The sequence below is a fragment of the Thermus sp. KWY1 genome, assembly GCF_057547025.1.
Map to the genome: position 1 here is coordinate 1 of NZ_BAAJPG010000010.1, position 20,467 is coordinate 20,467.

Here is a 20,467-nt window from a genome sequence, read left to right on the forward strand (position 1 = left end):
CTGGCCAGGCGCACCCGAGCCCTCAGGGCCACTAAGGCCTTCCGGTCTTCCTTAAGCCGCTTCCTGGCCCGGGCCATCGCCTCTGCCCGGGCCTTGGGCCCCACACCCCCCAGGACCTCCCGGCGGGCGAAAAAGCCCTCGAGGCTCATCCAGGCGATGAGTTCCTCCCGTTCCACCCCCAAGAGCTCGGGCCGAACCCCCGGCAAAGCCCCCTGTACCCGCCGGTACGCCTCGGCAAGGGGCACCCCCTTGCGCACCAAAAGGTCCACCGCCTCCGAGGCCAGGACCTCTGGGGAGAGCTCCTCCAGGAGGAGGGCTGGCTCAAACTGGCTTTCCTCGAGGGCCACCCGGGTAAGCTCCAACGCCGCCTCGGCGCTTCCCAAAAGGGCCGTCAAAGGCTCCAGTACCCCCGTGGAGTGGTCGTTCAAGTCGGTGAAGGGGGTATTGTGGTTCAAGGAAGCCAGCGTACCCATTCCGCCCACCAGCTGGCCCGCATAGATGCGGGCGTGCTCCAGCACCACGGGATTTCGCTTCTGCGGCATGAAGCTGGAACCCTGGGCCAACCCCTCCCCTACCACGAAGGCCCCCCGCTCCGCCAGGGCCAGAAGGTCGGTGAGGAAACGGGAGAGGCTGGTACCCAGTCCCGCCAGGGCCGAGGCCAGCTCCAGGGCATAATCCCCAGAGGCCACGGCATCCAAGGTGTTCTCCACCGGTCCGGCAAAACCCAAAAGGGCGGCGAGCCGCCGCCGGTCCACAGGATAGGGGTTCCCCGCCAGGGCACTGGCCCCCAAAGGGCAGCGATCCAGGGTATCCAAAGCCTGTTGCAAACGGCGGAAGTCCCTCTCCAAAAGGGCCTCCACCCCGAGTAGGTAATGGTCCAAGGTGGAGGGCTGGGCGGGCCGGTGGTGGGTGCGAAGGACCAGGGGTACCCCGGCGTGGGCCCCGGCAACCCGGAGTACCGCCCCCCGTAGGCGAAGAAAATCCCCCAGCAAGGCCAACACCCGGTCCCTCAGGTAAGCGCGAAAGGCCGTGAGGTCCAGGTCGTTCCGGGATAGCCCCCGGCGTATGGCCCCCGCCACCTCTTCCCCCCAGTGCTCGGCAAGCTGGGAGTAGATGGAGAAGAAGACATCCTCCACCTCCCCCGTAAAGCTGGGCAAGGGAAGGGTACGGAGTTCCTGCAAAGCCGTCACCGCCGTATCGGCTCGAGGAAGGCCCAGGCGGGCAAGCTCCATGGCATAGGCGGTGAGGGCATCAAAGAAATGGGGCACCAGGGCCTCGCGGGCAAACCGGTAGTGGCGGCCCAAGACAAAGCGGCGGTAAACAGCATGCCAGCGCATGATCCCATCCTAGGCCCTCGAGGCCTCTCACCCCCTCAGGAGGCCACCGCCCCCTTAAGGCACCCCCACCTTGACGGGAAGCCTCAGGGCTGTAAAATGCTACTAACCGACCGGTTGGCAGGGAACGGCACCGGCATCCCTCAGGTGGAGCAAGCTGCTTTTCCAGCTGCTTAGCTATGGGCAAGGTTCCGGGACTTGCCGAAGGAAGGTGGTCGTGGTATCTTTGCACCGAGCACAACCGGAAAGGAGGCGCAACATGAAGCGCAGGGAGTTTTTAAGGAAGCTGGGTGTGGGTACGTTGGCGGCCCTAGGCATGCCCTACATCGCCATGGCCCAGGCCAAGCCGGTGAAGCTGGCCGCCCTTCTGCCCTTGACGGGGCCCTTCGCCTTTGCCGGCAATGCGGGTCGGGAGGGGTTCGTGGACGGGGTGGACTACGTCAACGAGGTCCAAGGAGGTATTGGGGGCCGCAAACTGGAGCTCATCATAGAGGACACGGGGTACGACGTGGCCAAGGGGACCGCCGCCTTCAACCGGGTGGTATCCCGGGAGCGTCCTGACGAGCTCCTCTTTGTGTACGGGGACTCCACCGGACTTTCCAAGGCCCTGGCGCCGGAAGTCGCCCGCATGGGCCTTCCCTACTCCGCCACCAGCTTCTCCAGCGAACTGGCCGACCCCAAGACCTACCCCACCATCTTCGTCTTCGGCCCCACTTACAGCGACATGATGGAGGCCCTTCTCAGGCAAATCCGCCTGCAAAAGGGCCGGGCTAAGATCGCCTTGGTCTACTCCAACACCGAGTTCGGGCGCGACCCCATCCCCTACGCCAAGGAAAGGGCCAAGGCCCTCGGCATGGAGGTGGTCCACGAGGAGGTGACGCCCCCGGCTTTTACCGACGCCACCCCTGTGGTCCTGAACCTCCGCCGAGCCAACCCCGACTTCGTGATCCTTCAGGGCTATGCCCTTTCCGCCGAACCCCTGATCCTCCGCACCGCCCGGGAGCAGGGCCTAAGGGCCCAGTTCATGGGCACCTATTACTCGGCGGAGCTGGCCCTCATCCAGCGGGCAGGCCCTGCTGCCGAAGGCTTCACCGTCACCTACCACAACGCTTACTGGTACGACACCCTGGTGCCTGCGGTGGACGAGATGCGGAAGTTCCGCCAGAAGAAGGGCCGGGATACCTCCTACCGCCCCACCTATTACATGGGTAGCCTGGGAGTGGTCCTGGCCGTGGCTGAGGCCATGCGCCGAGCAGCGGGAGCAGGCAAGCTCACTCGGGCCGGGCTGGTGGAGTACCTGGAAAAGCTAGGGGACTATAACGGCCTGGGTCTGCAGCGGAGCTACCAGTTTGTGAACCACCGCCTTCCCTACACCAAGCTCTATCGGGCTAGCGTGAAGGACGGTCGTTTCAACGCCATCACCGACTGGATCAAGCTGGCTTAGCCCTAACCCAGCCACCCATGATCCCGGGGGCTTTCCAACACGCCCATGTCTGACCTTCTACCCTATCTGATTGGCGGCCTAGGCAACGGAGCCCTCTACGGCCTTCTTGCCCTGGGCTTCGTCCTGGTCTACCGGGCCACCAGCGTAGTAAACTTCGCCATCGGCGAGTTCCTGCTGGTGGGGGCTTACCTCACCTACACCTTCGCCCTTTTCCTGCCCCTTCCCCTGGCCATGCTGGCCGCCCTACCCGTGGCCTTTCTCTTCGGCCTCCTGGTGGAGCGGGGTTTCGTGCGGCCCCTTTTGGGGCGGAACGTGGTGGCGGTGATCATGGCCACCATCGGGTTGGCCGCAGCCCTAGACGGCGGGGTCCAGCTGGTCTGGGGGCCGGATCTCAAGTACCTAAGCGGGGAACTCCCCCAGCTCGGCTTCCAGTTGGGGGAGGTGTTCGTACCCTCCAGGGCCCTATGGAACCTACTCCTGGCCTTGCCTCTGGGCCTCTTCCTCCTCTGGCTCCTTAGGAGGAGCCGGTACGGGATCCTGGTACGGGCCATTTCCGAAAGGGAGGTGGCCGCCTTGGCCTTGGGGATCCCCACGGCCCGGATCCTGGCCGGAGTCTGGGGAGTCTCGGCCCTCCTGGCCACCCTGGCAGGGGCTCTTCTGGCGGTAGCCAGCGGGGTAGGCCCTAACCTTGTCTTCCTAGGCCTCAAGGTCTTCCCCGTGGCCATCCTGGGCGGGTTGGACTCGGTGGGTGGGGCCCTTTTGGCAGGCTTTATCTTGGGGATCCTCGAGGCCCTTTCCCAACGCTACCTGGAACCCATCCTCCCCGGCTTCACCGAGGCCTTGCCCTTCGTGGTGGTACTCCTGGTGCTTCTGGTGCGCCCCTATGGCCTACTGGGTGAGCGGCAGATTGAGCGGGTGTGATACCCCGTTACCCTGGCTTTGCCCGGAAGGAGGCCCCGATAGAGACCTCCTCCAAGCCTTATGGCCGAGCGAAAAGATATAGAGGGAAATGGCATGGTCCTATCCGTAGAAAACCTCAAGGTGGTCTACCGGGGGGTGATCCTGGCCCTGGACGGGGTGTCCCTGGAGGTTAGTGAGGGGGAGGCGGTGGCCCTCCTCGGACCCAACGGAGCCGGCAAGAGCTCCTTGGTGCGGGCGGTGGCCGGCCTCCTTCCCAAGTTTGAGGGAAGGGTGCTGGACGGGCACGTGCGCCTGTTCGGCCAGGAGGCCACCCATCTGGATCCCGTGCGCATCACGGGTCTGGGGCTTACGGCGGTCCTCGAGGGGCGTCCCCTCTTCCGCTACCTGACCCCCGTGGAGAACCTGGTGGCCGCCGGCCACCGCCTCCCTCTCCGAGAGCTTAAGGAAGGCATGGAGGAGGTCTTCGCCCGTTTTCCTCGGCTCTACGAAAGGCGCCACGAGCAGGCTGGCTATCTTTCCGGAGGCGAACAGCAGATGCTCCTCTTGGGCATGGCCCTCCTCACCCGGCCCAAGGTGCTGGTGGTGGACGAGCCTTCTCTTGGCCTAGCCCCCAAGCTGGTGGAGGAAGTGATGGGCACCCTGGAGGCCTTAAGGCGGGAGAAAAACCTGAGCCTTCTTTTGGTGGAGCAGAACGCCCGGGCAGCCTTGGCCATCGTGGATCGGGTTTACGTCATGGAGCGGGGCCGGGTGGTGTTTGAAGGCGATGCCAAAACCGCCCAGGAGGACCAGGACGTGATGGAGTTCTACCTGGGCAAGGAGGAGGTTGGCTTCCGCCAGGCCAAGCGCTACCGAAGGAGGAAGCGGTGGGTGTGATCCCGGTGATACCCCAAGCGCTGGACCACCTTGCAGGTGGCAAGTGCGACCCAAGGCCAAGCCCCCTTCCCGCTCCAAAGACAGAGGGAAGAAGCGGGGGCGCACAACACGCCATCTTTAGGAGGCGGCAATGGGCCTCATCCTAGAAGCTAAGAACCTCCACCTCTCCTTCAAAGGGGTAAAGGCCTTAGTGGGGGTGGAGTTCAGCGTGGCTGAGGGCGAGTTCTTCGCGGTCATTGGACCCAACGGCGCCGGAAAAACCACCCTCTTGAACGTGCTTTCCGGGGTGTACGAACCCGATAAGGGCGAGGTGATCTTCCTGGGCCAAAGCCTCAGGGGGAAAAGCCCCCAGGAAAGGGCCCGCATGGGCCTCGGACGCACCTTCCAGGGATTGGAGATCTTCCGGGGCATGAGCGTTTTGGACAACGTGAAGCTGGGAGCCGAGCTGGCCCTTCCCTCCTATCCTCTCGCCCTACCCCGGGCCGAACGGGAATGGCGGCTCAGGGACTGGGCCGAGGAGGTCCTGGACTACCTCCACCTCTCCCCCTTCCGCCACGCCCCCGCCGGGATGCTTCCCTACGGCCTGCAGAAGCGGGTGGAGGTGGCCCGGGCCCTGGCCAGCAGGCCCAAGCTCCTCCTCTTGGATGAGCCTATGGCCGGGCTTTCCCTGGAGGAAAAGCAAGACCTCGCCCGCTTCCTCCTGGACGCCCGGGAGGAATGGGGGGTAACCCTCCTCTGGGTGGAGCACGACCTAAGGGCGGTCTTGGAACTTTCCGACAGGGTCCTGGTCCTCTCCTACGGGGAGGTTCTCTACCATGGCCCCCCGCAAGGGGTGCGCCAGGATCCCAAGGTGGCGGAAGCCTACCTGGGGCAGGTTTGAGGCACTATGGAAGGAACGCTTCTTGCTTACCTGTACCACCACACCAAGGAAAGGCCCCATGCCCCCGCTTTACGGGTGAAGCGGCTTGGGGTCTGGCAGAAAACCTCCTGGAAGGAGCTTTTGGAGCGTACCCTTAGCCTCGCAGGGGGGCTTTGGGCCTTGGGCCTTCGGGAAGGGGAGGTCCTGGCCATCCTGGGGCATAACGCTCCTGAGTGGGTGGAGGCCGAGCTGGCCGCCCAGACCTTAGGAGCTCTTCCCATGGGCATCTACGCGGATGCCATGCCCGAGGAGGTGGGCTACTTCCTGGAGTTCACCGGGGCCAAGGGCATCGTGGTTTCCGACGAGGAGCAACTGGACAAGGTCTACCCCCACCTGCACCTGGTGGACTTCGTCCTGGTCTGGGAGGAAGCGGGAATGTCCCGCCACTTCCAGGGCAAGGTGCTCCGGTTTAGCCAGGCCTTCGGAGATCCCAAGGTGGGGGAAGAGGCTCTCAAAAAGCGCCGCCCCGAGGAAACCGCCCTCCTCGCTCCCACCTCCGGCACCACGGGAAGGAGTAAGCTGGCCATGCTTTCTCACCAAAACCTTCTCGCCGGCCACTTTGCCGTGGGCCAAGCCCTGGGGTTCCAGAAGGGAGCCTGGGTCTTCAGCTATCTACCCCTTCCCTGGATCGGGGAGCAGATGCTCACCGTGGTGCAGGGCCTGGTGGAGGGCTCCACCGTACACTTTCCCGAGGACCCCACCACCCTCCGGGAGGACCTTAAGGAGGTCCAGCCCGACTTCTTCTTGGCCCCGCCCAGGCTTTGGGAGGATATGGCCAGCCTCATCCAAAGCCGCATGGCGGACGCCGACCTCCTAAAGGCTTTCTTTTACCGGGTGGGGATGGGAGCTCTCCTGGAGGGGGCGAGGCGGGAGTTCCGGGGGGAGAGGGTGGGCCTTTGGCTCAACTTTAAGCGGGCCCTCTTCTATCCCCTGATCGCCAGGCCCCTCAGGGCCAGGCTGGGCCTTGCCGCCTGCCGCATCGCCGTCACCGGAGGAGCCCCCTTGGGCCCAGAGGTGTTCACCTTCTTCCGCGCCTTAGGCCTGGACATCCGCCAGGTCTACGGCCAGTCGGAAACCGCCGCCGCCACCACCGCCCACGCCACCGGGGATGCCCCTCCGGAAACCGTGGGCCCCCCTCTCCCCCGTACGGAGGTGCGCATCAGCGAGGAAGGAGAGATCCTGGTGAAAGGGCCCCAGGTCTTCCAGGGTTATTTCCGCCAGGAAAAGGCCACCGCGGAGACCTTCACCGAGGATGGCTTCTTCCGCACCGGGGATGCGGGCTTCTTTGACGAGCGGGGGCATCTGGTGATCCTGGGCCGGGTGAAGGAGGTGGGTGCCCTTGCGGACGGGACCCGCTTTGCCCCACAGTTTCTGGAAAACCGCCTGAAATACTCCCCCTATATCCGCGAGGCTGTGGTGCTTGGACACGGAAGACCCTTTGTCACCGCCCTCATCGAGCTGGATCCGGAAAACGTGCAGAACTGGGCCAGGAAACGGGGCATCCCGTTTACCACTTATCTGTCCCTCACGGAAAGGCCCGAGGTCAAGGCCTTGATTGCCGAGGAAATCCGCATGGTGAACAAAACCCTCCCCGACAAGCTGAAGATCCAGCGCTTCGCCATCCTCCCCAAGGAACTCCACCCCGACGACGAGGAGATCACCCGCACCCGCAAGGTGCGGCGCCAGGTGGTGGAGGCCCGCTATGGCCCGGTGATCCAGGCCCTCTACGGGGAGGGGGGACGGGTGGAGGTGGTGCTCCCCATCCGCTACCTCGAGGGGGAAGGGAGGCTCGAGGCCACCTTGGAAGTGCAGGAGGTCTAGGATGTACCGCCTTGCCAAACAGCTTACCGACGCCTTTAGCCGCCGCTTTGCCCGTTCGGTGCGGGAAACCTACCGGCAGGATGAAGCCTATGCTAGCACACCCCTGGGGCGTTTGGCCCTGGGGGTTTTCCTGGTTCTCCTCCTTCTTCTTCCCCTCCTCCTTCCCCCCTATCCCATGTACGTGACCACCCTGGTGGCTATCGGGGCCTTAAGCGCCTTGGGGCTCCACCTCCTGGTGGGGGGTGCGGGGCAGATCTCCTTGGGCCACGCCGCCTTCATGGGAGTGGGAGCCTACGCTGCAAGCCACCTTTATGGCCCCTTGGCTCCTGTGGGCATCCTCCTCGGAGGAGGCATTGCCGCCCTTTTGGGTCTCGTGCTGGGCCTTCCCTCCTTGCGTATCAAGGGGGTGTATCTGGCCATCGCCACCCTGGCCTTCCAGTTCCTGGCGGATTACGTCTTCAAAAACTGGGAAGCGGTCACGGGGGGCATACGGGGGCGTACCTTGCCCCCTGCCGAGCTATTCGGCTTCGTCCTGGACACCCCTGGGAGGCTCTGGTACCTGGTGCTCGTGTTCGCCCTACCCCTGTTCTTCTACGGCAAGCGCCTCCTCATGACCCGGGCGGGCCGCGCCTTCATGGCCGTGCGGGATAACGACCTCTCCGCCCGGGTGGCGGGGGTAGACCTGGTACGGGTAAAGCTCTTGGCCTTCGCCCTCTCCGCCTTCTACGCCGGGGTGGCCGGGGGGCTTCTGGCCCAGCTCTACAAGGCGGTAACCCCCGAGTACTTCCCCCTCACGGTGAGCATCCAGTACCTGGCCATGGTCATCGTGGGCGGGGCGGGCACGGTGCTCGGGGCGGTTTTGGGAGCCTTCTTCGTCCTCCTCATCCCCGAGGTCTTAAACAGCATGGTGGGATCCCTTGGCCCCCAGTACGCCGCCACCCTGGCCGCCTGGCGCAACGTGGTCTTCGGCCTCCTCATCCTGGCCTTTCTGATCCTGGAACCCCTGGGATTGGTGGGTCTTTGGGGAAGGATCCGCAACTACTTCCGCACCTGGCCCCTTCCCTACTGACTAGCGGTGCCAGTCCTTGAGGTGGCGTAAGGCCACAGGAAGGCCAAGCCCCAACCCGAAAAGGAGGTAAGCCGAAGCCGGGTGCAGCAAGCTGGCCAAGAAGGGCTGGGCCAAGGCCACGGCCAGGGCCACGCGGTAGGGCCTTCGGAAAAGGGCGAAAAGGGTAGCGAAAAGCAGGAGGGAAAGGAAGAGAAGCCGGGGATCCACGGCAAAGAGCACCCCGGCCCCCGCGGCCAAGCCCTTTCCCCCCTTGAAGAGGAGCCAGGGGGAAAAGGCATGCCCCCACACCGCCCCCACGCCCCCGGCAAGGCCACCCAGAGGGCTTCCCCCCACTCCCTCCCCCAGGGCCACCGCCAGGATTCCCTTGAAGAGGTCCAGGAGGAGAACCATGAAACCCGGCACCGGCCCCAGCACCCGGTAGGCGTTCAAGGCCCCGAGGTTGCCCGATCCCTCCTGAAGGAGGTTCCTTCCCCGAAGGGCTCCAAACCAGTAGGCGATGGGCAAGCTTCCCAGGAAGTACCCAAGGAGAAGGGCTACGAACATGGACTAGGAAAGAGCCCTTTGCACCTGGCCTTGGAGCCGCAAGAGAGCCGCCTCGAGGCCCCTTAGCCGTAAGGGGGTGAGGAGTTCCTCTAGCCCTGCTCCCTGGTAGAAGGTGGGGGGCACGGAAAGCACCGCCTCAGGGGGCTCCCCCTCGAGGCCCTCCTTCAGGAGGCCCGCAAAGGCCTTCACCGTGGGGGCTTCATCGGGGACGAAGAAGTAAAGCCTAACCCTTCCCCCCTCCACCTCCGCCCTCAGGAAGAAGGGGGTCTGGCATTCATGAACCCGTTCCAGCTCCACCCCAGGAGGCGGGGTGGGCACCTTTTTGGCGTATTCCAGAAGCACCTGGGCCTTGAGCTCCTTGGGCATGGCCCGAATCAGATCCAGGGCTTCCTGAAGCTTCTTGGGCAAGGCCATGGCCTTAGCTTAGCCCACCCTGGGAGCGGTATGGGTGGGACGGAGCTCTATCTCGCTCACCATAGCCCTTTCCGGCATCTCCGCCGCGAAAAGCACCGCCTGGGCGACATCAAGAGGGGAAAGCTTCCAGGAGGCTCCCGGGGTGTTGCCGGCAAAGCCCGTGTCCACCGAGCCTGGCAGGATATTCACCACCCGCACGCCGGCCTCCCGGAGCTCCAGCATGGCCGCCCCCATGAGACCCAAAAGCCCGAACTTGCTGGCGTTGTAGGCAGCCCCGCCCTTGAAGGCATTCTTGCCCGCCAGGCTGGCGATGTTCACCACCACCCCCCTCGAGGCCAAGAGGGCTGGCAAAGCCGCCTTGAGGCCCAAAAAGGGCCCCACCAGGTTCACCTCCAAAACCTGGCGGAACTCCTCCTCGCTGAGCTCGGCCACGGGCTTCATCACACCAATCCCGGCGTTGTTGACCAGGAGGTCCAGCTGGCCGTAAGCCTCCAAGAGGCCCGCCACCGCCTTCTGCCAGTCCGCAAAGGAGCGCACGTCCCCGGGCAAGGCCACGGCCCCCTCCCCCAGCTCCGAGGCCAAGGCCTCGAGCCTTCTCCCATCCCGGGCAAAAAGCCCCACCCTGTACCCTTTAGCGTGGAGAAGCCGGGCGATGGCCTCCCCAATCCCCCGGCTCGCCCCCGATACCAAGGCCACCCGCATGCCCTTTAGCTTAGCCCAAAACGCTCCTGGATCCGGGCCAGGATCTCCCTCAGCCCCTCCTCCAGCTCCTTAAGCCCTCCTCGGTTCTCCAAAACCCAGGTGGCCCGCTTCCTCTTCTCCTCCTCAGGCATCTGGGCCCTTTCCCGGGCCAGGACCTCCTCCGGCGAAAGCCCCGAGCGCGCCACCACCCGCCTCACCCGCTCCTCCACAGGAGCCGCCACCAAAAGGGTTCCATCCAGAAGGGCCTCCCACCCCTTCTCGAAAAGCAGGGGGATTTCCAGGAAGATCAAGGGGGCTTTTATGCGGGCCAGCTCCTCGGCCAAAAGCCTCCGCACCTCGGGGTGGAGGAGGTCCTCGAGGGCCTTAAGCCTTTCCGGGTCGGAAAAGACCAGCTGGGCCAGCGCCCTGCGGTCCAGCTCCCCGCCCGCAAAGGCCTCCGGGAAAAGCCGTTTAAGCTCCGCCTTCTTGTTCTCCCTGGCCCGTGCCGCCAGCTCATCCAGGTCCAAGACCGGGTAGCCCCAGGACCTTAGGAGAGCGGCCACCGTGCTCTTGCCGCTTCCGATGTTCCCGGTGATGCCGATAATGATGGGGTGCTTCGCCCGATCGCCCATAGGGACTTCCCCTTTTATACCCCCAAGGGGGCCATCCCCGTAGGGGGTGCCCTAAGGGACCTCCTTCTCGGGAGGAGGCCGCAGGACCTGGACTTCATGGCGGAGGACCCAAGGAAGGCGGCACAGGATGCCCAAAGCCACCTGGGGGGCACCCTGTTCCCCTTGGACGAGGAGCGGGACCAGTACCGCCTGGTCACAGGTGGCCTCGTCCTGGACTTCTCCCCCTTGGAGGGGAGCCTGGAGGAAGACCTCCTCAAGCGGGACTTCCGCCTTAACGCTCTTTTCTGGAGGCAAAACCGCATCCTCGGCATCCGTGGGGCGGACGAGGATCTGAACAGGAGGGTGCTGGTTCCCGTACGGGAGGCCAATCTTTACGAGGACCATCTCCGAAGCCTCCGCGCAGTGCGCCTGGCCGCCAGCCTGGGCCTTGGCCTGCCCGGGGAAACCCGAGACGCCCTTTCCCGCCATGCCCGCTTCCTCCAGGCCCACCTCGAGGCCCTTCCCGCCCGGGAACGGGTGAAGGAGGAACTGAGCCGGCTCCTCCTCTCCCCCAGGGCGGCCTGGGGCCTTCACCTGCTGGAGCGCACGGGCCTTTTGGACGTCTACCTTCCTGAGCTCCGCCTCCTGGTGGGTCTTAAGCAGGGGGGCGTCCACCATCTGGATGGCTGGCAGCACACCCTCTCCGTGCTTTTCCACCTGGCCTGGCTTTGGCCCGAGGCCCCCTTGGAGGCCCGGCTGGCCGCCCTTTACCATGACGTGGGAAAACCCTTGACCCGTCGCTTTGACCCGGAAGCGGGCCGCTTCCGCTTCCTCGGCCATGCGGAGGTAGGGGCCGAGGTGACGGGGGCTTCCCTGGAATGGCTGCGGTTCCCAAAGGAAACGGTGGAGAGGGCTAAAGCCCTGGTGCGACGGCACATGGACCGCCCTCCCGAGGGCAAACCGGCCCTTCGCCGCTTCTACTTCCGCCGCCACGATCTCCTTCCCGCCCTTCCCTACCTCATGGCAGCAGACCGCCTGGGCACGAAAGGTGTGGAGAAGGAAGCCTGGGAGGTATTGGAGGCCTACCGGGAAACCCTCTCCGAGCCCCTCCCCGAACGCCCCCTCCTCTCCGGGGAGGAGGTGATGGCCCTTCTGAACCTCAAGCCCGGTCCCCAGGTGGGAAGAGCCCTGGAGGCCCTCCTTCTGGCCCAGGCGGAGGGAAAGGTGCGTACCCGGGAAGAGGCCAGGGCCTTTCTCCTATATTGGAAGGGCGATGGAACGAATACGCCTGCGTGAACCCCAGATCACCCCGGTGGAAGGGGGCTTTCTCCTCAGCGACCCCTACGGGGTCTTCCCCAAGCCCGTGGCCCTTACGGAAGGGGGGCTTTTTCTCGTCTCCCTGATGGAGGGAAAAACCCTGGAAGAAGTCCAGGAGGAGGTCTTCAAGGCCCATGGGGTCCTGGTGCCCAGGCAGGAGCTGGAGGACCTGCTCAAGGCCCTGGAGGAGGCGGGGCTTGTGCTTACGGAAACGGTGGAAAGGCGCCTAAGGGAGGAGGAGGAAACCCTAAGAAAGGAGCGCCCCATGCGCCTGGCAGGGCTTTCCTACCCCCAAGGGGAAAGGGAGGCCCGTGCCTTCCTCGAGGCCTTCCGGGCCAGCTTCTCGGGGCCAAGGCCTCAAGGGAGCCCCTCCATCCTCCTGCTTCCCCACCTGGAGCCGAGCCGGGTGCCCGAGGCCTACGGAGCCGCCCTGGCCGCCTTGGAAGGAACCCCAGAGCCACAGCGGATCTACCTGGTGGGGGTGGCCCACCGGCCCCTCAAGGAGAAGGCCGCCGCCCTTCCCGTTCCCTTCCAGACCCCCTTTGGCCCTGCGGAGCCCGACCTTGCGGCCCTGCAGGCCCTGGACGCCCTCCTGCCTTACGAGCTTTTCAACACCCCCCTGGCCTTCCGGGAGGAGCACAGCCTGGAGCTACCCCTTTTCTTCCTCAAGGGAACCTTCCCCCGGGCCAGGGTCCTTCCCCTCCTGGTCGCCCGGCGAAGCCCCGAGCTGGGGGAAGCCCTGAAGATGGTCCTCAAGGACCACCCCGGCCTTGTGGTCCTAGCGGTGGACCTCTCCCACGTGGGGCCCCGCTTTGGCGACAAGCCCTTCTCCCGCCCCCTGGCGGAGGAGGCCAGGAGGCGGGACCTAGGCTTTCTGGAAAGGCTTTCCCAGGGAGAGCCGGAAGCCGCCCTGGCCTTTTTGGGAGGGAATCCCACCCGCGTGGACGCCGTGGAGGTGGTGGCAAGCCTGAGCCCCCTCCTCACCGGCCGGAGGGGCCAGGTCCTGGCCTACCGCCTGGACCTCGAGGCCCCCACCCTCTCCGCCGTGGGGGCCGGCACCCTGGTCTTCCCCACCCTTCCCGGCTAAACCCCAGGCGATGGAGCCTCATGCCCTTTCTCCCCGGATCGTACCCCACGGCCACCCAAGGCGAGGGCCGAAGGGCTTTGCCGGGTCCCTGGCGAAGCCAGGGTGGGGCGGTATCAGCGGCGCCTACGCCGCCTCTTGGCCCTGGTGTCCACCGGGCGGTGCATCCCGGCCTTTTCCTCCCTGGGAGCCCACTCACCGAAGTAAACGGTGTTCACCGTGGCCCGCTCGGGCCGGCTGTCGCGGCTTTTATCCGTAGGCGGTCCTACCACCTTGCGCATCTCCTCCTCCTTTGCCTTTCCCTTCTTCACCAGGGTTTTTTCCCTGGAAGCTTCCTTCTTTTCCTCTTCCCGGTAGGGCAGGAGGTCGATCTGCCGGAGCCTCGGGTTGGCGGCGGCGATCACCACCTCCATCTCGTCCCCCAGGCGGATCCTCTTGCCCTTGGGACCCAGAAGGGCCAGGGCCTCCTCGCTGTAGGTGTAAGGGCCCAGGGCCTCGAGGCGCACCAAGCCCTCCACCCCGTTTTTCAGGGTGACGAAGGCGCCAAAGCTGGCCACCCCGGTCACCTTGCCCACGAACCGCTCCCCTAGGTGAAGCTCCGCCCACTTGGCCATGTAGTACTTGGTGAGTTCCCGCTCCGCCGCCTCCGCCTTCCTTTCCATCTCGGAGGCGTGCTCGGCGATGGCGGGAAAGGTTTCCTGCCAGCGGACCTTCTTGGCTGGGGTAAGGCTCCGCCGAAGGATGGCCTTGAGCACCCGGTGCACCACCAGGTCCGGATAGCGGCGGATGGGGCTCGTGAAGTGCAGGTAGTGCTCCATGGCCAGCCCGAAATGCCCGAGGTTCTCCGCAGCGTACCGAGCCAAACGCAACGAGCGCAGGACCAGGTTGGCCACCACGGGCTCCTCCGGCCGGCCCTTGGCCTCGAGAAGAACCCGTTGCAGGGCCTTGGAGGAAAGCTTCTCCGGCAGGGTATACCCCAGCCGGGCCAAAGCCGTGCGGAGCTTCCCGTAGGCTTCCTCCAAGGGCTCCTCGTGTACCCGAAAGAGCCCGGGAAGCCCTTTGTTCACCAGGTGCTCGGCCACCACCCGGTTGGCCAGGAGCATGAGTTCCTCGATAAGGCTTCTCGCCCTGGGCTCCTCCTGGGGGATGAGGTGGAGGGTGCCGTCTTCCACCTCCACCTTCACCTCGGGGAAGGAAAAGTCCAGGGACCCCGCCTCGAGGCGCTTTTGTCTGAGCCGTTGGGTAAGGTCCAGGAGGAGGTTCAGATCCTCGGCCAAAAAGGCGTGCTCCTCGGGCAGGCCAAAGCCCTCGGCGAAGGCCTCCACCTCCGTGTAGGTCATCCGGGCCACACTCCGGATAACTCCCTCGGCAAAGCGCACCCGCTTCACCTTGAGGTCCTCATCCAGCTCCACCAGGACGGAGAGGACCAGCCGGTCCTCGTGAGGCTTCAGGGAGCACACCCCGTTGGAAAGCCTCTCGGGGAGCATGGGCAGAACCCGCCCCGGCAGGTAGACGCTGGTTCCCCTTAGGAAGGCCTCCTGGTCCAGGGCGCTACCCTCTTTGACGTAGTGGGAAACGTCGGCGATGTGCACCCCGATGCGATACCCTTTGGGAAGGCGCTCCACGTGGATGGCGTCGTCAAAGTCCTTGGCGTCCACCCCGTCGATGGTGAAGACCCGAAGGTCCCGGAAGTCTTGCCGCCCTTTCAGCTCCGCCTCGGGGATCTCCAGGGGAATGGCCTCCGCTTCCTTCAGCACCTCCTCTGGAAACTCGGCCCTCAGGCCGTACTTGGCGATCACCGCCTCGGTTTCCGTCTCCGGGGCGTCCCCCTCCCCCAGGTATTCCAAAAACTCCCCGTAAGGACGCCGGTCGTAGTGCACCTTCACCACGATCCGGCTTCCCCGCTTGAGGCCGTGGAGCCCCTCGGGAAGAAGCCTGAGCTCGGGCAGACCCGGCTCATCCGGTAAGAGGACCGCATACCCCTTGCGGAAATCCAGAGTACCCACCACCCGTTCCCGGGCCCGCTTGAGAATCCGCTCCACCACCCCCCAGGGCTTCCCGTCCCGGCCAGGAGGCATGATGCGGGCCTCCACCAGATCCTCGGGCCAGGCATCCTGGGTGTAGCCGGGCGGGATGAAGAGGTCCTTTTCGGGAAGGCGCACGAAGCCATACCTATCCCTGTGGAGGCTGATGGGTCCCTGCACCCGGGCGGGGAGGAAGTACTGGCTTCCCTTCTTCTCCAACAACCCTTCCCGCACCAGGGCCTTAAGGTAGGCCTTGGCCTCTCGCTTTTCCAGCCCAAAGCGCCTGAGAATCTCCTCCAAGCGGTGGGGCCTGCCGGTCTTTTTGAAAAACTCCAATAAGGTTTCCCGCATTCTAACCCAAAAGGCCTTCCAGGGCCTTCTCCGTAGCCTTAAGGCTTTCTGAGAAGGCCGAAAGGGCCTCGTCCACGTGCTCCTTGCCAATGATGAGGGGAGGCTCGAGGCGCACCACCTTGGGGTTGTTCAGGCCGAAGGCGGTGATGACGCCCCTTTCCGCCAGCTCCGCCACCACCAGGGCGCCGATGTCGGCATCGGCGAACTCCACGCCCAGCATAAGCCCCCGCCCCCGCACGTCCTCCATGAGGTGGGGGAAGGCCTGCTTCAGGGCCTTCAGCCCCTCCATCAGGTAGCCGCCGAGCTCCAGGGCCCTTTCCGGCAGGTTCTCCTCCAGGGTGACCTGGATGGCCGCCAGGGCCGCCGCCGCCGCCAGGGGGTTGCCCCCGAAGGTGGAGGAGTGGAAGAGGGGGTTTTCCTTGAAGACCTCAAAGACCTCCCGCCGGCCCACGCAGGCCCCGATGGGCATCACCCCGCCCCCCAAGGCCTTGGCCAGGGTCATGAGGTCAGGGGAAACCCCCTCCCAGTCCACCCCGAAAAGCTTCCCGGTGCGGCCGAGGCCCGTCTGCACCTCGTCGGCGATCATGAGGACGCCCCGCCTCTTGGTGAGCTCCCGCACCCCCCTCAGGTACCCCTCGGGGGGCACCCGGATGCCCCCTTCCCCCTGGATGGGCTCCACGATGACCGCGGCCGTGGCCTCGTCCATGGCGGCCTCCAGGGCCTCTAGGTCCCCGTAGGGCACCACCTTGACCCCGGGGAGGAGGGGTCTTGCGGGGTCCTGGTACTCGGGCTTGGGGGTGAGGGAAAGCGCCCCCATGGTCTTCCCGTGGAACCCCCCCTGGGTGGTGATGATCCCCGGCTTCCCGGTGTAGGCCCGGGCCAGCTTGATGGCCGCCTCCACCGCCTCCGCCCCGGAGTTGCCGAAGAAGACCATTTCCAGGCCTTCGGGCGTTATCTCCGCCAGCTTGGCCGCAAGCCTCGCCGTGGGCTCGGAAACCAGGACCCGCACGGACATGGGCATGCGCTCAAGCTGGGCCTTGACGGCCTCCACCACCTTGGGGTGGCGGTGGCCCAGGTTCAGGGTGCCGTAGAGGCCCAAAAAGTCCAGGTAGCGCTTGCCCGTGGTGTCCCAGACGTAGGGGCCTTCGGCATGGGACTCGATCCGGTCCAGACCGGTGAAGCGAAGCAACCCTGCCAAGCCGGGATTGATGTGCCGCTCAAAAAGCGTAAAGGGGTCGTGGCTCATGCCCACAATGCTACCCTAAGTGTAGCACACTCAAGGCTTGGTAGATGTCTTCCGGAATGCGGCCAGCCTTCTCCCCCACCTGGCATAGATGCCGGGTAAAGCCCTCCGCCAAGAGCGTCCCCTCCCGCTCCACCCGGTAGCGAAAGAGAAGATCCCGCCGGGAAAGGTGGGCCAGGCGGGTTCGCACCAGAACCTCCTCCCCAAAGCGGGCCGGGGGACGGAAGGTCAGGCCCAGTTCCACCACGGGGAAGTACACCCCCCTCGCCTCCACCCGGTGGTAGGGGAGGCCCGCCCGCTCCAGGAAGTCCACCCGGGCGGCCTCGAGGTAGACGGCGTAGACCGAGTGGTGGACCACCCCCATCTGGTCGGTCTCGGCGTAGCGGACCTTTATGCGGGTGACGCTCTCCACGGCAAGAACTCCAACCTGGGCAGGCGGCGCAGGCGCACCCTCTTGGCCAGGGCGGCAAGAAGCCTCCTTTGCGCATGGCGCAGGGCCGCCAAGGCCCTCTCCTCCTCCCCAAAGGCCTCCACGTAGACGGAAAGCACCCCGCCATCCGGGGAGAGGCGCACCGCCTCCACGGTGAGGAGGAAGAGCCTCGGGTCCTCAAGCTCTCCCACGGCCTCGGCCAGGGCCCGAAGGAGCCTTTCCTCCAGGTGGGCCCTCCCGTAGCTCACGTCCCCATCCTACCCCGGCCCCTGCCCCCGGTCCAGGGAGGCCACCACCTCGGCAAGCCCCCGGGCCACCTCCTCCGCCCCCTCCTCCGCCTCCACCATCACCCGGACGAGGGGCTCGGTCCCCGAAGGGCGGACGTTCACCCGACCCCGGCCTCCCAGCCGCCTCTCGGCCTCGGCCAGGGCCTCGCGGAGCCGGGGATGGGCCATCACCTTTTCCTTGTCGGAAACCCGCACGTTCAGGAGGACCTGGGGATACATGGGCAGGGCCTCGTACCAGTCGGAAAGGTCCCCGCCCAGGGCCTTTAGGGCCCTCAGGGTGAGGAGGGCGGTGAGGAGGCCGTCCCCCGTGGTGTGGTGGCGGAGGAAGATCACGTGCCCCGAGGGCTCCCCCCCCAGGGCAAGGCCCGTCTCCTTAAGCTTCTCCAGGACGTACCGGTCCCCCACCGCCGCCCGGTGGAAGGCGAGGCCCTTCTCCTTCAGGGCCACCTCCAGGCCCATGTTGCTCATCACCGTCCCCACCACCCCCTTTTCCCCAAAGGCCAAGGCGGCGAGGTAGAGGACGTGGTCCCCGTGGAAGAGGCGCCCCTTGCGGTCTATGAGCTGCACCCGGTCCCCGTCCCCATCAAAGGCGATTCCCAGGTCCAGCCCAAGCTCCACCACGAAGCGGGCTAGGGCCTCGGGGTGGGTGGAGCCGCAGGCCCGGTTGATGTTCCTGCCGTCCGGGGTGTTGAAGAAGGCCATGACCTCGGCCCCCGCCTTCTGGAAGAGCTTGGGCCCGAGGCGGTAGGTGGCCCCGTGGGCCAGGTCCAGGCCCACCTTGAGCCCCGTGAGGTCCGGGGCGTGGGCGAGGAGGAAGTCCAGGTACATCCTCTCCGCTTCCCGGAAGTCCCCCACGGTGCCGATGCCCCGGGTGGGGTGGTCCTCCAGGAGAAGGCGCTCTATCTCCTCCTCGGCCTCGTCGGGGAGCTTTTCCCCCGCGGGCCCGAAGAACTTGATGCCGTTGTCCTGGTAGGGGTTATGGCTCGCCGAGATCACCGCCCCCGCCGTGGCCTTGAGGGCCTTGGTGAGGTGGGCGACCCCCGGGGTGGGGAGGACCCCGAGGTGCTCCACCCGCACCCCCTGGCTCATGAGCCCCGCCGCCAGGGCGGCCTCCAGGAGGTCCGAGGACTCCCGGGTGTCCTTGGCGAGGAGGACCACGGGCCTTTTTTCCTGGGCAAGGAAGTAGGCCCCCGCCGCCTGGCCGAGCTTTAGGACAAACTCCGGGGTAAGAGGGGGCTTCCCTGCCTCCCCCCGCACCCCGTCGGTGCCGAAGTAGCGCCTCATGAGGAGGACTATACCCCAAAGCCCCCTAGGGCGCTGAAAAGGCCCTCAGCCTGCCGAGGAAACGCCCTGCCCAAAAGGCTGGTGGGCCCTTCCGGGCCCACCTCCTGGCCTTCGTGAGTACCCCGCCGAGGCTTTTGCCTCGGCGGGGGCCCCAAATGTGGCAAAACCGCGGTGCGGGCGCTAAGGGCTGTCAGGAAGCTTGATCTGCACCGGGGCGTGCCGGGTCTCCCGGGTGCCGTCCCCCACCTGGCCGTAGTCGTTCCGGCCCCAGGCCCACACCGTGCCGTTCCGCTTGATGGCGATGAAGGTGTCCCAGTGTTTCCAGAAGACCACCCCGTCCATGCCTATAGGAGGCACGGGCCGGTCCCAGTTCCGTCCCATGGGGCCGATGCCCAGCATGCCGTAGTTCGCGCTGCCGTCCCAGTTGGTGTGGGCGCCCCAGGCCCAGAGGGTCCCGTCCCGGGTGAGGGCCGAGCTGTTGATGCCCCCCGCCTGCACCCGCGCCACGTCCTTGAGGCCCGCCACCTTGGTGAGGGGGGCGCAGTAGTCGTTGAAGACCCCGGCCTGGCCGTGGCGGCTTATCCCCCAGGCCACCACCTCCCCGGTGTCCAGGAGGGCCACGAAGTAACCCCCGCCCACGGCTAGCTGGACCACCCCCTTCAGCCCCTCCACGCGCACGGGGACGGGCTGGCCGTCGCCGTAGTCCCAACCCGCTGTCCAGTAGCGGCAGCCCTTCCCGTCCCCCAAGAGGCCGTGGGTGTTGTTCCCCCAGACCCAGACGGTGCCGTCCTCCTTGAGGACCCCGGCCACCGCGTCGCCAAAAACCCCCGAGGGGAAGGCCCTGACCCCCGTAAGCCCCTGCACCTGCACGGGAAGGGGCTGGTCCCGGAACTCCCCGTTCCCCAGGATCCCGAAGCGTCCCCAGCCCCAGGCCCAGACCGTCCCGTCCCGCCTCAGGGCGTAGCTGGTGTCAGCGCCCGCCCGGATCTCCACCACGTCCGTGAGGCCCCGCACGGGGTAGGGCACCAGGGGGTTGGGGGTGATCCCAACCTGGCCCTTATCGTTCCTGCCCCAGGCCCAGACCGTCCCGTCCCGTCTCAGGGCCAGGGAGTGGTACCAGCCTGCGGCCACCGCCACCACGTCCGTGAGCCCCTGGACCTTCACCGGCTTGAGCTCGGCCTCTGAGGTCCTACCGGTGCCCAGCTGGCCGTAGTCGTTCCTTCCCCAAGCCCAGACGGTGCCGTCTTTGGCCAGGTAGAGGACGTGGTGGACTGAAATGCTCAACCGCCGCTCCCAATCCGCCCAGGTGTCCTGGGTGGGAACGGGCCTGGGGGCGGGGGCGGCCTCGGCCGCCTCCCCGGTGATGGGGATCCCCCGGAAGCTGAGCCCCCCGAAGGTGAGGAGGGGGAAGAGGCGCACCTCGGGCGGCACCCCGCTGAAGACCAGGGTGCCGTTCACCCGGGCCCCCGTGGGGAAGCCGAAGGTCACCTTGGTCTCGTCCGCCGTGCCCCCCTCTACGGTGAGGCGGCCCGGGTACAGGGCCCCGTCCGGGGCCAGGGCCTGCACCGTGCTCTGCAGGACGGTCACCGTCTGGTTGGTCTGGGCCAGGCTCTCAAAGACTACGGCGCAGACCACCCGCCCCTGGGTGTCCCGCACGCACCCCGGCACCCGCACCTTGGCGTTGATCTGCGGGGCCACCACCTCCACCACCGCTCCCGAGGGCAGGGTGCCCTGGGCGTGGGCCAAAACGCCCAGAACGCCGACCAGGAGGCCAATCCAGAAAGGTTTTTTCATAGGCCCCTCCTTGAAAGGAGGAT

General features: G+C 66.0%; 19 protein-coding genes and 1 pseudogene. 9 read left to right on the forward strand and 11 right to left on the reverse strand.

Annotated elements, in window-relative coordinates:
* Positions 1-1,337: lyase family protein (locus tag AC27GT_RS02445; protein ID WP_487223481.1), on the reverse strand; the 1,337-nt coding region annotated here is incomplete at its 3' end.
* Between the two features lie 256 nt (positions 1,338-1,593).
* Between AC27GT_RS02445 and AC27GT_RS02450 the strand changes: the two genes are divergently transcribed.
* The 7 genes and pseudogenes from AC27GT_RS02450 to AC27GT_RS02480 all read left to right on the forward strand — a co-directional run bounded on the left by AC27GT_RS02450 (position 1,594) and on the right by AC27GT_RS02480 (position 8,381).
* Positions 1,594-2,778, forward strand: coding sequence for an ABC transporter substrate-binding protein (locus AC27GT_RS02450; protein ID WP_487223482.1), 1,185 nt, complete (start codon positions 1,594-1,596; stop codon positions 2,776-2,778).
* A 45-nt stretch (positions 2,779-2,823) separates the two neighbouring features.
* Positions 2,824-3,699 (forward strand): branched-chain amino acid ABC transporter permease, encoded by an 876-nt coding sequence (locus tag AC27GT_RS02455; RefSeq protein ID WP_267260833.1) that lies wholly within the window; start codon positions 2,824-2,826, stop codon positions 3,697-3,699.
* Between the two features lie 93 nt (positions 3,700-3,792).
* The gene (locus AC27GT_RS02460) at positions 3,793-4,572 is read left to right on the forward strand and encodes an ABC transporter ATP-binding protein (protein ID WP_487223483.1); all 780 of its coding nucleotides are present in this window, start codon (positions 3,793-3,795) and stop codon (positions 4,570-4,572) included.
* Between the two features lie 130 nt (positions 4,573-4,702).
* A pseudogene (locus AC27GT_RS02465) lies at positions 4,703-5,218 on the forward strand (ATP-binding cassette domain-containing protein); the annotation flags it as partial.
* Positions 5,219-5,224: 6 nt separating this feature from the next.
* Positions 5,225-5,452, forward strand: a complete 228-nt coding sequence (locus AC27GT_RS02470; RefSeq protein ID WP_416376376.1) for an ABC transporter ATP-binding protein C-terminal domain-containing protein — start codon at positions 5,225-5,227, stop codon at positions 5,450-5,452.
* Positions 5,453-5,458: 6 nt separating this feature from the next.
* The gene (locus AC27GT_RS02475) at positions 5,459-7,312 is read left to right on the forward strand and encodes an AMP-binding protein (RefSeq protein WP_487223484.1); all 1,854 of its coding nucleotides are present in this window, start codon (positions 5,459-5,461) and stop codon (positions 7,310-7,312) included.
* 1 nt (position 7,313) lies between these two features.
* Complete coding sequence (locus tag AC27GT_RS02480; protein ID WP_487223485.1) at positions 7,314-8,381, forward strand: branched-chain amino acid ABC transporter permease; 1,068 nt, start codon at positions 7,314-7,316, stop codon at positions 8,379-8,381.
* On the opposite strand, the gene AC27GT_RS02485 is transcribed toward AC27GT_RS02480, so the two are convergent.
* The 4 genes from AC27GT_RS02485 to coaE are packed head-to-tail and all read right to left on the reverse strand — an operon-like array spanning position 8,382 to position 10,651.
* Entirely contained in the window at positions 8,382-8,924 is a 543-nt protein-coding gene (locus AC27GT_RS02485; protein WP_487223486.1) for a glycerol-3-phosphate acyltransferase, read from the reverse strand.
* Positions 8,925-8,927: 3 nt separating this feature from the next.
* Positions 8,928-9,338 (reverse strand): SufE family protein, encoded by a 411-nt coding sequence (locus tag AC27GT_RS02490; RefSeq protein WP_038042730.1) that lies wholly within the window; start codon positions 9,336-9,338, stop codon positions 8,928-8,930.
* A gap of 9 nt (positions 9,339-9,347) precedes the next feature.
* Positions 9,348-10,040: an SDR family oxidoreductase gene (locus AC27GT_RS02495; protein WP_219758756.1), complete on the reverse strand. Its 693-nt coding sequence runs from the start codon at positions 10,038-10,040 to the stop codon at positions 9,348-9,350.
* A gap of 5 nt (positions 10,041-10,045) precedes the next feature.
* Positions 10,046-10,651: a dephospho-CoA kinase gene (gene coaE / locus AC27GT_RS02500; RefSeq protein ID WP_219758755.1), complete on the reverse strand. Its 606-nt coding sequence runs from the start codon at positions 10,649-10,651 to the stop codon at positions 10,046-10,048.
* On the opposite strand from coaE, the gene AC27GT_RS02505 reads away from it, so the two are divergent.
* Together AC27GT_RS02505 and amrB are read left to right on the forward strand one after the other, a co-directional pair.
* On the forward strand, positions 10,631-11,926 hold the full coding sequence (locus tag AC27GT_RS02505) for an HD domain-containing protein (RefSeq protein ID WP_487223487.1): 1,296 nt from the start codon (positions 10,631-10,633) through the stop codon (positions 11,924-11,926). The two genes, coaE and AC27GT_RS02505, sit on opposite strands and share 21 nt — an antisense overlap.
* A complete protein-coding gene (amrB, locus tag AC27GT_RS02510) occupies positions 11,904-13,034 on the forward strand; it encodes an AmmeMemoRadiSam system protein B (RefSeq protein WP_487223488.1) in 1,131 nt (376 codons plus the stop codon). Before AC27GT_RS02505 ends, amrB begins: the two co-directional genes overlap by 23 nt.
* 113 nt (positions 13,035-13,147) lie before the next feature.
* On the opposite strand, the gene rnr is transcribed toward amrB, so the two are convergent.
* The 6 genes from rnr to AC27GT_RS02540 form a co-directional block, all read right to left on the reverse strand.
* Complete coding sequence (gene rnr / locus AC27GT_RS02515) at positions 13,148-15,406, reverse strand: ribonuclease R (RefSeq protein WP_487223489.1); 2,259 nt, start codon at positions 15,404-15,406, stop codon at positions 13,148-13,150.
* Position 15,407: 1 nt separating this feature from the next.
* Positions 15,408-16,652, reverse strand: a complete 1,245-nt coding sequence (locus AC27GT_RS02520) for an aspartate aminotransferase family protein (RefSeq protein ID WP_487223490.1) — start codon at positions 16,650-16,652, stop codon at positions 15,408-15,410.
* A 10-nt stretch (positions 16,653-16,662) separates the two neighbouring features.
* Positions 16,663-17,061: an acyl-CoA thioesterase gene (locus tag AC27GT_RS02525; protein WP_487223491.1), complete on the reverse strand. Its 399-nt coding sequence runs from the start codon at positions 17,059-17,061 to the stop codon at positions 16,663-16,665.
* Positions 17,040-17,327 carry a ribosome-binding factor A gene (locus AC27GT_RS02530; protein WP_460171252.1) on the reverse strand — a complete coding sequence of 96 codons (288 nt, stop codon included), beginning with the start codon at positions 17,325-17,327 and terminating at the stop codon, positions 17,040-17,042. The genes AC27GT_RS02525 and AC27GT_RS02530 overlap by 22 nt, the downstream gene beginning before the upstream one ends.
* Positions 17,328-17,336: 9 nt before the next feature.
* A complete protein-coding gene (gene glmM / locus AC27GT_RS02535; RefSeq protein ID WP_487223492.1) occupies positions 17,337-18,650 on the reverse strand; it encodes a phosphoglucosamine mutase in 1,314 nt (437 codons plus the stop codon).
* Between the two features lie 180 nt (positions 18,651-18,830).
* Positions 18,831-20,444: an RCC1 domain-containing protein gene (locus AC27GT_RS02540; RefSeq protein ID WP_487223493.1), complete on the reverse strand. Its 1,614-nt coding sequence runs from the start codon at positions 20,442-20,444 to the stop codon at positions 18,831-18,833.
* Between the last annotated feature and the right edge of the window lie 23 nt (positions 20,445-20,467).